Raw genomic sequence first — 11,475 nt, forward strand, 5'->3', positions numbered from 1 at the left:
GATGGTAATGCTGGCTTGCTGCTTGCGTGCCTTCTGGGGCCGCTCCGGGTCCGAATCGGTTTTCCGATCGCTGCGCTTCTCCAAACCGATTTCGGCCCCTCCGCTGGGGATGTGTTTGAGAAAATGTGATGAAAACATTTCAAGTCGTTTCATTATCAAAGTCGCAGTCTCTCTGGTGATGGGCAACCCCCGGGCTCACCGCCGCACCGCCCTCCGTCTTTGCAATATTTCGCACAGCACCTTGATAAACAGGTTGGTTGCGAAGATCAGCATGGACAGCACGAAAATTTCATTAAACTTGGCGAAATGCTGCAGTTCTTTGATTTTGCTAGCCACCACCGACGTCTGCGCCGATACCAGAAAGATGATACCGCTGATTGTCACCATCGCGTTGACGAAGAAGTATCCGAACATTTCGACCACCGTGGCGGCCGAATTCGGCAGCACGACCCGCCGGACGGTCCGCAGCCAGCTGTCCCCGAGCAGTTCCCCGGTCGTTTCCCAGGACGGGTTCATCCGGGAAAGGGCATTTTTGGCCATCAGGTATGGTGTTGTGAACAGATGGACGATGTTGCACAGCACGAGAATCGTAAATGTCCCCTTCAGACTACTCCCGTTCAGAAACAGCAGGTACGCAATCCCCAGCACCATGCCCGGCACCGTGTTGGTGATCATCGAGATCGTATCCGTGACTCCCCGCCACCGCAGGTTCGTGCGCACATTGAGCAGCGCTGCGGCATAAGCAGCCAGGGTGCCGAAGACGGACGTCAGCAGCGCGACCCACAGCGAATGCTTGTATACTCCTGTGAGATCTCCGGATTCCAGCACACTCGCCACATGCTTGAAGGTAAATGTAAGATCGTAGGGGTATCCATTCATCCACGGTGCGATAAACATAACCGCAAAGATAGAGAGCATGCCGAGCACGACCAACAGGGAAATGATCCCGAAGCCTGTATCCCGTATGCGGTGCTTGGGCAGCGGCGTATCGGCCATTTTATCGACGTGGAAATTGAGCTTCTCCAGCGTCTGCAGCAGCCAGATGCCAAAAACCGCAGGGATCAGCATGACGATCGCAACGACCGCCCCCTGGTTAAAATCCGGGATGGAGCCGAGCATCACCTGGTACAGCTGTCCTGCCACAACCTCGTAGGTGCCGCCGACCGACGCCGGAATCCCGAAATCGGTAAAGCTCAGGATAAAAGACAGGATCAACGCACCGCCCAGCGCTCCTGCCAGCGGCCGCAGCACCGTATTTTTGAAGCTGCGCAGCGTGCCGTCCCCCATCAACCTGGAGACGATGATAAACTTCCGGTCCACGTAGCGGAACGCATTGTGGATCAGCAGAAAGGCCGGCGGCAGCGTGTAAATGACATAGCCGAGCAGCAGTCCGTTGAAGCCGTAAATTTCAAACCAGTTTCGTCCCGTGATCCGGGTGATCAGCCCCTGGTTGCCGAAGGAGTACATGATGGCGAAACCGTAGGTAATCGTGGGCAGGAGCATCGGGAGCGCGACCAAAATCCTTACGGCGCCCTTGATGGGGCGGAACACGTTGGTACAGTGAATACCATAAGCGAGAATAAAGCCGAGCACCGTCGTGATGAGTGCGGTCAGCGCCGATACTTTGACGCTGTTCAGAATGGAACGGGCCAGGTCCCGGTTGCTCCACACATCGATATAGTTTGCGAGCGTAAAGCCCTGGTCATTTTCCAAGGAGCGAATGAGCAGCACCACCAGCGGGATGAACAGAAACACGGCGAACAGCAGCACGATCAGGATGAAGATCACCCGCATTTCAGGCTTGACTTTATGCATGGGCCGCACCAAAAAGCTGGTAAATGTTCTGCCGTTTGATCTGCAGCTGCCGGATAATAAACTGTTCCACGAAAGCATCCGCCGGCTGCTGGATGAGGTCCTGCGGTGTGCCGTATTGGGCGATTCGGCCCTGGTTGATAATCAGAATTTTGTCCGACAGGGTCAGCGCCTCTTCCGGATCGTGGGTCACAATGATCGTCGTAAGCTTGAACTCCCGCGCGATCGATTGAATCCGCTGCTTGATCGATTCCTTGATCACCCCGTCGAGGGCGCTGAGCGGCTCGTCCAGCAGCAGGATTTTCGGCTTGGTGACCAGCGTTCGGGCCAAAGCCACCCGCTGCTTCTGGCCCCCGGACAGCTCGCTGATTCTTTTTTTCAGATGGGGCCCGAGCTCCAGAAAATCGATCGTTTCCTGAACCTCCTCCTTGCTGATGCCCTTCTTGTTGCGAAGCCCGTATACGATATTGTCGTAAGCGTTCAAATTCGGGAACAGGGCATAATCCTGAAACACGATATTGAAACCGCGCTTGTTCATAGGCACCCGGCTGATGTCGTTGCCATTGAACAGGATCTTGCCTTGATCCATATCGGTTAACCCGAGAATAATGCCGAGAAGGGTCGTCTTCCCGCTTCCACTCGGACCGAGGAGCGATACAATTTCGCCCGTGCCGATCTCGAGACTGATGTCTTCCAAAACTACTTTTTCGTCGAATTGTTTACGAATATGCTGCAGCTTGAGCAGACGGCTCACCTCCCATAAACACAACCCCAGTATAAAAAGCGAATGTCAATCCACATCGTCCATTGTGTAAATTAGAAGTAAATTATGCATATGTTATTCATATGTTTTGACTAACTTCATCCTAAATCACCTTAATTTCTTCTCATATATACGTAAAAAAAAGCGCCCAACCCGTACTTTGGAGTACCGATTCGGCGCTTTGACGTTTGACCAAGGCTTACTGTGCTAATTCTGTTGTGAGGTCCGCATAATAGCGGATCAGGAAATCACGAAACGTATGAGCCGCTTTGGATAGGTAATGATGTCTCGACCAGGCCAACAGAAAAGTGCGCTGGCATACAGGCTGCTCAATCGGAAGCAGGACAAGTGAGGGTTCTTTTAATTTCGCCGGCTCGGTTAATAAGGCAACCCCCATTCCCGCTTTGACAAAAGCACTCATAACGGTCGTATCGTCAACCTCGCATGAAATCTTTGGTTCAAACCCCGCCGATTTACACAATTGATCGGTTAACACCCGGTAGCTGTGTTTCCTGTCCAAACCGATAAAGGGTTCCCCGACCAACTCGCTCAAGCAGATCCTGGTGCGATTCGATAAAGGATGCCCGGAGGGTACAGCCAGAAAAATCTCCTCCCGCAAAAATTCAATACTTTCGATCTCCTCATGTTCAATCGGCAGTGAAGTAATGCAAAAGTCCAGTTCGCCATCAAGAAGGAGCTCGATCTTCTCCTCGTGCGAGGTCGTTTGGGTAAGGCGGAGATTGACCTTCGGGTACGCCGATAAAAATGAACTGATAAACTCCGCGTCACACTTGTGGTTCGTTGTGGCCAACACAATACGTCCCTGCTCGAGGCCAGCCTGATCGGCAACCTGGCGTCTCCCCTCTTCCAGCATCGTCAGGGCCGGCTCAACCTGCTGTAAAAACAGTCTGCCATACGAATTAAGGCGGATTTTTTGTTTGTGGCGGTCAAATAGCGGAACTCCTATATCCTGCTCCAGCCGGGCGATCGTTTTGCTGAGGGCTGGCTGGGCGATATGCAGTTCCTCGGCTGCCTTCGTCATATGTTCCAGCCGGGCGACGGTTTGAAAATACTTCAATTGCAATAATTCCATGGATTCCACCCTTCCATTCTGATGGACCGAATCAAGTTTATATCTTTAGAGTTATGAACTTATGACCAATTTATATTTTTAACGGTCATTTATCAACTTTATAATGTGGATGAATCTCATCTTCACGATGGAACGCAAAGGAAAGGGGACTTACGGAGATGGAGGGTCAAAAGGATGCGGCCAATAAGCTGCTTCATATCATGTACTTCACCTTGATCATATCGGTCATGAACGCAACGATTTTTAACGTGGTGCTCACATCCATTCGCGAGGAGTTTATGCTGACGGCTTCACAGGTGAGCTGGATGACCACGGGCTATGGAATCATGTATGCGATCGGTTCTGTGACCTACGGTAAATTGGCAGACCGTTACCGACTGAAGGATTTGCTGACTTTCGGCTTCATCCTTATGGTCACGGGCTCGCTCTTAGGGCTGTCGGCACAGCATTACGGGATGATGGTGGCTGGACGGATGCTGCAGGCTGCCGGAGGAGCGGTGATCCCCGCCGTATCCATGATTATACCGGCCAAATATTTCCCCCCGGAAAACAGAGGCCGGGCCATTGGCACCATGGTAAGCGGGCTGGCTCTTGGGACGGCCATTAGCCCTATAGCGGCCAGTCTGGTGACAGGTATGCTTCATTGGCGTATGCTCTTTTGTTTTTCTTTGTTCATCCTGCTGGTTCTGCCTGTATTTCGCAAATATTTGCAGGAAGAACCGGAGCGGACAGGGAGCAAGCTGGATTGGGTCGGCGGATTTCTGCTCGCAGGTACCATTGCCTTAATCCTTCTTGCTATCACTTATAGTTCATGGCTGTTCTTTGGTGCCGGCTTCGTCTTCTTTGCTCTATTCATCCTTCGCATCCGGTCCGCAGAGGAGCCGTTTGTTCAGTCCGCCCTGTTTCATAATCGGCGTTATGTCCTGGGCGTAGGGATTGCTTTGTTAGCGGCCAGCCTGAGTTCCGGCATGCCCTTCATTATGCCGCAGCTGCTCACGAACATAAGCCAAGTATCTCCCGCATTCATTGGTTTTGTCATGTTTCCGGGAGCCATGGCATCCGCTTTGCTGGGAAGAACAGGCGGGAAACTCGCCGATGAAAGGGGAAATGGCTTTCTTTTCTATCTGGCTGCAGCCCCGCTCTTGGTTTCCTTTGGTATCTTGTCCGTATTCCCCGGGATGCCGCCCGCCTATATATGGATCTTCCTGATTCTAGCCAGCACGGGGCAGACCTTTATCCAGGTAGCTACGTCAAACAGCGTCTCCCTCACTTTGTCACAGGAGCATATGGGTATCGGGATGGGCTTTCTTACCATGATGACATTCATCATCGGAGCCGTCTCTACTTCTTTGATCGGCAAAGTACTTGATTGGGGAGCTCCCGTTCAGCTGAATCCGCTGCTCTTTCACGAGCAAGCGATGAGCTACAGCAACGCGTTTTCCCTGCTGTTCACTGTCCTGGTCGTGGTTGTCGCGCTTTATTCTATGCTGGTGCAAGCCCGTAAAACCATTGGATCCTCAATATCCAGCACACAAAAATGATTTCGAAGGAGATGGAAGGATGACTTCAAACCTGATGCAAGCTGTTCGTATTCACCAGTATGGAGGTCCGGAGGAGCTGAGACTGGAACAACTGCCTGTACCGGTTCCTAAACCGGAGGAAGTTTTGATTCGTGTTCATGCCGTCGGCGTACTGCCTGTGGATTGGGCGTATCGTCAAGGACTGATGAAGGAGCATGTCCCGCTGCAGCTTCCTTTTATCTCGGGTTCAGCTGTAGCGGGAGTCGTCGCCGATGTCGGTTCCCATGTATCGAAGTTTCGGAAAGGTCAGGCGGTATTCGGCAGAGCCAGTCAAGGCGCATGCGCGGAGTTCATTACAACAACGGTGGACACCCTCGCTAGCTTGCCGCCAAATCTCTCCTTCCGCGAAGCAGCCACCATATCAGGAGGTGCTACCACGGCATGGATGGCGCTGTTCGCTCATGGCCATTTGCAGCCAGGCCAGCGTGTTCTGGTTCATGCGGCGGCCGGAGGGGTCGGGTCGTATGCCGTTCAATTGGCCAAATGGAAAGGCGCCGAAGTCATCGGCACATGTTCGGGGGACCATATCGATTATGTCAAATCGCTGGGTGCCGACACCGTCATCGATTATCGTACAACCCGATTTGAGGACAGAGTACACGACGTGGACTTGGTTCTGGACGGGGTTGGCGGGGACACGCTGGAGCGCTCCTGGTCCATCGTGAAACGCGGGGGAACCTTGCTCTCGCTTGTAGACGTCCCCTCTACGGAACGGGCTCAACAATTGGGCATTACTGCGCGGTTCAGCAATGAGCTCGCACCCGATACCGTTTTCCAGCAAATAGGACAGTTGATCGCAGACGGACAAATAAAGGCACCGGTCGGAAGGGAATTTCCTCTGCATGAAATTAGGCAAGCTCACGAGCTATGCCAAACCGGCCATGGACGGGGACGAATCGTGCTTCGGGTCGCGGATTGAATTCAGAAGGGCCGGCAGCGGCCCTTTTTTAGCTGGTGCAAGACCATGCAGTTTCGGGCAGGATGCTCAACAGAAACCTGTGATTCCAAGATATAAACGGTATTGAAGTTGCAAGGTGTAATCAGTACACTGGAATTGGCTTAACTTGAATATCGAGGCTTCCACGTCACAAATACAGGTGAAGAACATGCTGCCATTAGAACGACAAAAGAAAATCATCGACCTGCTGACCGTCCGCAAGGTGCTGAAGATGAACGAGCTGACCGAAGAGCTGGACATCTCCGTGGACACGCTGCGCAGGGACATCAATGTGCTGGCCAATCAGGGGAAAATCGTCAAAATCTATGGCGGCATCAAGCTGGCCGAGCCCAAGTATGGCGAGCCTTCCATGGATGAGCGCATGATCGACCGCCTGGAGGAGAAAGAAACCATCGCCCGGAAATGCTGCGAATACATTCAGGACGGGGATTGTATTTATATCGACAGCGGCTCGACGACATACCATATTGCCAAATACATCAAGGACAAGAAGAAGCTGACGGTCATTACCAACTCCATCCCGGTCATTACCGAGCTGATGAACACCGACATCGAGCTGATGATCATCGGGGGAAAAATCCGCAAGGACGAGCAGTCGGTCGTAACGTTTGAGTATATTTTCAACTTTCATGAGCTTAACGTCCTCAAGGCGTTTATTTGCTGCAGCGGCATCACAACCGAACGGGGAATTTCCGATTACAATCTGGAGGAAGCGACCACGCGCAAAAAAATGATCGAGCTGTCCAAGGAGGTTTTCGTCGCCGCCGACAGCAGCAAATTCGGCCGGGACGTCACCATTGCGATCGCGCCGCTGGACAAAATCGATGCGATCGTGACAGACAACCTGGTGGACCGCAGCTATGCCGCCAAATTCAAGAAGACGCAGACGAAGCTTATTATTGCGGACGAATAGCGGAGCAACCGCCTAACGCAAAAGGACTTTCCCTGATCGGCTGGCAAGCCGGGGAAAGTCCTTTTTTACCGTAATATTCGGAATGGATATCGTATATATTCAATCGATCAAGCGGTGCTGATACCACTTCTTGCCCATGAAACGCAGCAGAAAGACGGTGCCGCGCACACCCCACTCACAGTTCATCGCCAGCCAGACGCCGACGATTCCCCAATGCAGCACAATGCCGAGCACATAGCCCAGGATGACCCGGAACAGCCACATCGACAGCATGGAGACCAGCGAGGTGAACTTGGAGTCCCCGGCGGCCCGCAGCGCCGACGGCATAATAAAGCTGATCGCCCAAAGCGGTACTTGCGCGATCAGGTTGATGAGCAGGACCGTGAAGATGTCCCCGACGATCTCTTTCGGCGGGTGGAACAGGCTGACGAGCGGATGGAACAAGGCCATCATGATCACACCCGTCAGCACGAAGGAGAAGGACGCCAGCCATAGGAACGTCTTGGTGAACTTGCGTGCGTCGTCCACGTTTCTTCGTCCGATGCACTGCCCCACTACCGTCACCAGCGTGAGCGAGAGAGCGTTCGCCGGAATTTGGGATACGCCTGCCAGCGACCCGCTGATCGCATTGGTGGCGATGGCATAAGTGCCAAGGCCGACGATGAAGATCTGGGTCAGCATTTTACCGCCGTTAAAGAACATCTGCTCCGCTGCAAACGGGATGCCGATGGAAAAGATTTTGCGGAGCATCTTCAGGTTCACCTGAACGATGGACCGGAGCTGGAAATGCAGATCGGTGTCCCTTTTCACCAGGAAGTACAGCGCGCAGGCGGCCGCCAGGTACCGGGCGATGTTGATCGCGATCGTCATGCCGAGCACGCCCATGTGCAGCAGGTTGATAAACACCAAATTCAGCGCGACGTAGGTCAGGTTCATGAACAGGGACAGCATGAGCGAAGCCCTCGATTTGCCGATCCCGCGCAGCGCCCCGCACACCGCTTCAGTAATGGCGATCCCCACAAAAGACACGCCGCCTCCGAGCAGATACACTTTGGCATTGTCCATGACTTCCGGCGAAGCTGCTCCGAACAGCACGCTGAGCAGCGGTTGGTGGAACAAGACCAGGATCAGACTGAGAGCCAGCGCCAGGATCGCGCAGGCGGAGACGGTGCTGGACGCTGCTTTGGAAACCATCAGGTCGTTGCCGCTGCCCTTATACTGCGCGACGACGACCGTTCCGCCCGTCGACATGGCGATAAAGACGCTGACCAGAAAAATATTGAGCGAGTCGACCATATTGACGGCGCTGATGGCGGCGACTCCGGCCGAACTGATCATGGCGGCGTTGACCATGTTCAGCGAAATAATAAACGCCTGGTCGATCAGGATCGGAATGAACAGGGAAATAATCTGCCGGTAATCGATCGATTCACCGGTAAGATGTTTGTCTAGCAGGCGCTCGGTGTTCGCCTTAAACTTTAGCTGATACAAGGGATCACTTTCTTTTTGTCGGATTAGGCATCTGGCGGTATGCCCACGTTTTTATAAAATGAAAAAACCCTTCGGAAAGAAGAGTCGGCTTGCCAGGTATGCGGATCTAGGGGTCCACAAAGGACATAACGTCATATGCAAAACGTCTATCGACGTAATCTTAAAAAACGGCTCCTCAAGGGTCTGCCGCGTTAATCAATCATACATATCGTATAGCAGGTTGGCTTTTTTCCTCTGGTTGAGGTTATCACCGGGGGTGGCCCCTGTCAACGGTTAATTTCTGTGTTTTTTCAAAGGTATGAAAATATAGTTTATTCCGGTCCGTTTAAGAGGGATTTCGTTGGTCTGCAGCGAATACAATGGAGTTTTGAAACGAATAGGGATGGAGGATTCATCGATGGCAAGAAAAAAAAGGCCGGGCATTGTTGCAGCGTGTCTTGCCCTGATCATGCTGCTTACGCTGGCCTTTCCGCAGCGGGCTTTTCTGGAAAGTGGCATGATCATTTTCATTAAAACGCTGACCGGAAAAACCATTACGCTGAACGTTGAACCGTCGGATTCAATAGAGCAGGTTAAACAGAAGATCCAGGATAAGGAGGGCATTCCACCCGACCAGCAACGCCTGATTTTTGCCGGGAAGCAGCTTGAGGACGGCCGGACGCTCGCAGATTATAACATTCAAAAGGAATCCACGATCCATTTGGTGCTTAGGTCCTCTCTCCAGGCAAGCGATTTTGATTTGGCGACCACGAAGAATTCGGTTCTAGCGTTTACGGAAAACATGTTTGAAGGCCACATTAGCGGGAACGGAGAAGACGCTTTGAACAGCGTGCAGATCGCCACACTGCCTGATCCTGCTATGGGAAAACTGGAGCTTACAGACGGGGACACCTCGAAAGACGTGGTCGAGGCTGAAGAAATTGATGTTTCCGATTTGGGGTATTTGAGATTTGTCCCTGCACCCGATTTCATAGGCATGGCTTCATTCACCTGGAGAGGTAAGACTAATGCAGGCCTGGTCTCCACGGAAGCTAAAGTCAATATTACGATCCAAGAACAACCATTGAGTAATAATGCTAATTTGAGTAGTTTGACTTTTTCGGCGGGGCAGTTGAGCCCGGAATTTGCTCCGATCGTCTCGGCTTACAAATTGTCGGTGCCCTGCGGCGTTTCAGAAGTAACGTTGAAAGCCACGGTGGCGGATTCGAAAGCAACGATGACGATCAACGGCAGTCTGGCGGTAAGCGGACAGGAGACTCATGTCTCGCTAAGACCCCTCACGACGGAAGTTTCCTTGATCGTCACGGCACAGGATGGGACGACAGGTCTATATACAGTGGAAGCATCCCATCCGGACGACTGCACGGCTCCCGCGTGGCCGGCCGATAGCCGCTTGACCTTTTCCGGCGTCACGTCAGAAAGCCTGACCCTGAACTGGCCGGCGGCAACGGACGTCACCGGCATAGCATCGTACCGTGTCGTGTCCGGTTCAGGCGACGCAGTGACAGTCGGCAGCAGCGTATATGCGTATGACGTCGCCGGGCTGGCGGCCGATACCGCCTATACGTTCAGCGTCACCGCCCTGGATGCAGCCGGCAACGAAAGCCTGCCGCTGAAGGGAAGTGCCGTAACCGCCAGCAAGCCTGGCGGAGGATCCAGCTTCTCGAGCAGTTGGCCTTCTACTACGCCTGCCCAGCCGGTTCAGGAGCCGAAGCCTCCTGCCAAGCCGGACCCAGAGCCGGAACTGCCGACGCCTGAACCGGATCCGTTCAGCGATATTGCCGGCCACTGGGCCAGTGCGGATATCCTCCGCGCGGTGAAGCTTGGGCTGGTCCGCGGTTACCCCGATGGTACATTTGAGCCAAACATGCCGGTTTCGCGGGCGGAATTCACCGTCATGCTGGCGCATACGCTGAATTTGCAGCCTCGTCAGGATAACTCTCCGCACCGGTTTACCGATCAGGACTCGATCGGGTTCTGGGCCGTAGATGCGGTGAACGCCGCGTACCAATCAGGCGTGACTGCCGGATATCCGGACGGAAAATTCCGGCCCTGGGCACCCATATCCCGTGCGGAGATGGCGGTCATGACCGCCAAGGCACTGGGCCTGACGCAGGAAGCCGCGGGGCGCACCTCGTTTAACGACGACGCCCTGATTCCGGCGTGGGCGAAGCCCGCAGCGGCCGCCCTGGAGGAGCGTAGCCTGACCGTGGGCCGCGACGGCCGGAACTTTGCGGCCGCGGCCCGGACGTCTCGAGCCGAGGCCATTGTACTGCTGCTTCGCCTGATGGACGATCAGCAAGCCTAGGGTTCTGCGCTTAAAAATGGGCTAACGTGTAAAGAACCACCGCCTGCATTGAACTATTCTCTCGTAGTTAGGCATCCGCTAACCGCTGGAGGTTCATTCACAAGGCGGTGGTTTTTTATTACATCAAGAAAGGAGAGCCAAATGAAACGGAGTCGAATTAAGGCTGGTCAAATCGTTCTTACACTGATCTATCCCATGGCTTTCTTCTGCTTTTTGAGTCTGGATCAACGACTAGATTCGTGGACGACCCCTATTGCTGCTTTGATTCTATTCAGCTTGCTGTGGGAAAACCTGACCTATTTGCTGATCTCCAACCTATTAACCTGGGTGGTCGCGATCCCTTTATGGTTGGTCATCGCAGCACCAAAGGAAGAACAAACCTTCGCTATTTTCACGGCCTCCCTTCCATTCATCATCCTGCTATACATCGGGTGTGTTCTCATCCCGGAAGTGCTAATCGTCTCTGCAAAAAACTTCATCATAAAAGAGTTCAAGCGCCGAAATACAACGAAGTAACGGGGTAACCCCGACCACAGCCATAAGCGCAAAAAAGCCGC

The 11,475-nt window shown here is 53.3% G+C and carries 9 protein-coding genes; 5 read left to right on the top strand and 4 right to left on the bottom strand.

The window, feature by feature from the left end; genetic code table 11:
- Positions 1-195: 195 nt before the first annotated feature.
- The 3 genes from C7820_RS23300 to C7820_RS23310 form a co-directional block, all read right to left on the bottom strand.
- Positions 196-1,815 carry an ABC transporter permease gene (locus C7820_RS23300; RefSeq protein ID WP_116233040.1) on the bottom strand — a complete coding sequence of 540 codons (1,620 nt, stop codon included), beginning with the start codon at positions 1,813-1,815 and terminating at the stop codon, positions 196-198.
- Complete coding sequence (locus C7820_RS23305) at positions 1,808-2,557, bottom strand: ABC transporter ATP-binding protein (RefSeq protein WP_116233165.1); 750 nt, start codon at positions 2,555-2,557, stop codon at positions 1,808-1,810. The genes C7820_RS23300 and C7820_RS23305 overlap by 8 nt, the downstream gene beginning before the upstream one ends.
- A 217-nt stretch (positions 2,558-2,774) precedes the next feature.
- Positions 2,775-3,668, bottom strand: coding sequence for a LysR family transcriptional regulator (locus C7820_RS23310; RefSeq protein WP_116233041.1), 894 nt, complete (start codon positions 3,666-3,668; stop codon positions 2,775-2,777).
- Between the two features lie 158 nt (positions 3,669-3,826).
- Between C7820_RS23310 and C7820_RS23315 the strand changes: the two genes are divergently transcribed.
- The 3 genes from C7820_RS23315 to C7820_RS23325 all read left to right on the top strand — a co-directional run bounded on the left by C7820_RS23315 (position 3,827) and on the right by C7820_RS23325 (position 7,119).
- Complete coding sequence (locus tag C7820_RS23315; RefSeq protein WP_116233042.1) at positions 3,827-5,209, top strand: MFS transporter; 1,383 nt, start codon at positions 3,827-3,829, stop codon at positions 5,207-5,209.
- A 19-nt stretch (positions 5,210-5,228) separates the two neighbouring features.
- Positions 5,229-6,167: an NADP-dependent oxidoreductase gene (locus C7820_RS23320; protein ID WP_116233043.1), complete on the top strand. Its 939-nt coding sequence runs from the start codon at positions 5,229-5,231 to the stop codon at positions 6,165-6,167.
- 187 nt (positions 6,168-6,354) lie between these two features.
- Entirely contained in the window at positions 6,355-7,119 is a 765-nt protein-coding gene (locus tag C7820_RS23325) for a DeoR/GlpR family DNA-binding transcription regulator (RefSeq protein WP_116233044.1), read from the top strand.
- A 99-nt stretch (positions 7,120-7,218) separates the two neighbouring features.
- Here C7820_RS23325 and C7820_RS23330 read toward each other — a convergent pair whose 3' ends face one another.
- Positions 7,219-8,610, bottom strand: coding sequence for an MATE family efflux transporter (locus tag C7820_RS23330; RefSeq protein WP_116233045.1), 1,392 nt, complete (start codon positions 8,608-8,610; stop codon positions 7,219-7,221).
- Between the two features lie 397 nt (positions 8,611-9,007).
- Between C7820_RS23330 and C7820_RS23335 the strand changes: the two genes are divergently transcribed.
- Together C7820_RS23335 and C7820_RS23340 are read left to right on the top strand one after the other, a co-directional pair.
- Positions 9,008-10,918, top strand: a complete 1,911-nt coding sequence (locus C7820_RS23335) for an S-layer homology domain-containing protein (protein ID WP_116233046.1) — start codon at positions 9,008-9,010, stop codon at positions 10,916-10,918.
- 141 nt (positions 10,919-11,059) lie between these two features.
- Complete coding sequence (locus C7820_RS23340; RefSeq protein ID WP_116233047.1) at positions 11,060-11,434, top strand: hypothetical protein; 375 nt, start codon at positions 11,060-11,062, stop codon at positions 11,432-11,434.
- Positions 11,435-11,475 lie beyond the last annotated feature (41 nt).

Source organism: Paenibacillus sp. VMFN-D1, assembly GCF_003386155.1.
In the GTDB taxonomy this organism is placed as follows: Bacteria; Bacillota; Bacilli; order Paenibacillales; family Paenibacillaceae; genus Paenibacillus_AQ; species Paenibacillus_AQ favisporus.

Excerpts from the sequence above, each read along its gene's own strand:
- C7820_RS23300 (WP_116233040.1), bottom strand. The coding sequence starts at position 1,815 with ATGCATAAAGTCAAGCCTGAAATGCGGGTGATCTTCATCCTGATCGTG.
- C7820_RS23310 (WP_116233041.1), bottom strand. The coding sequence starts at position 3,668 with ATGGAATTATTGCAATTGAAGTATTTTCAAACCGTCGCCCGGCTGGAA.
- C7820_RS23315 (WP_116233042.1), top strand. The coding sequence starts at position 3,827 with ATGGAGGGTCAAAAGGATGCGGCCAATAAGCTGCTTCATATCATGTAC.
- C7820_RS23320 (WP_116233043.1), top strand. The coding sequence starts at position 5,229 with ATGACTTCAAACCTGATGCAAGCTGTTCGTATTCACCAGTATGGAGGT.
- C7820_RS23325 (WP_116233044.1), top strand. The coding sequence starts at position 6,355 with ATGCTGCCATTAGAACGACAAAAGAAAATCATCGACCTGCTGACCGTC.
- C7820_RS23335 (WP_116233046.1), top strand. The coding sequence starts at position 9,008 with ATGGCAAGAAAAAAAAGGCCGGGCATTGTTGCAGCGTGTCTTGCCCTG.
- C7820_RS23340 (WP_116233047.1), top strand. The coding sequence starts at position 11,060 with ATGAAACGGAGTCGAATTAAGGCTGGTCAAATCGTTCTTACACTGATC.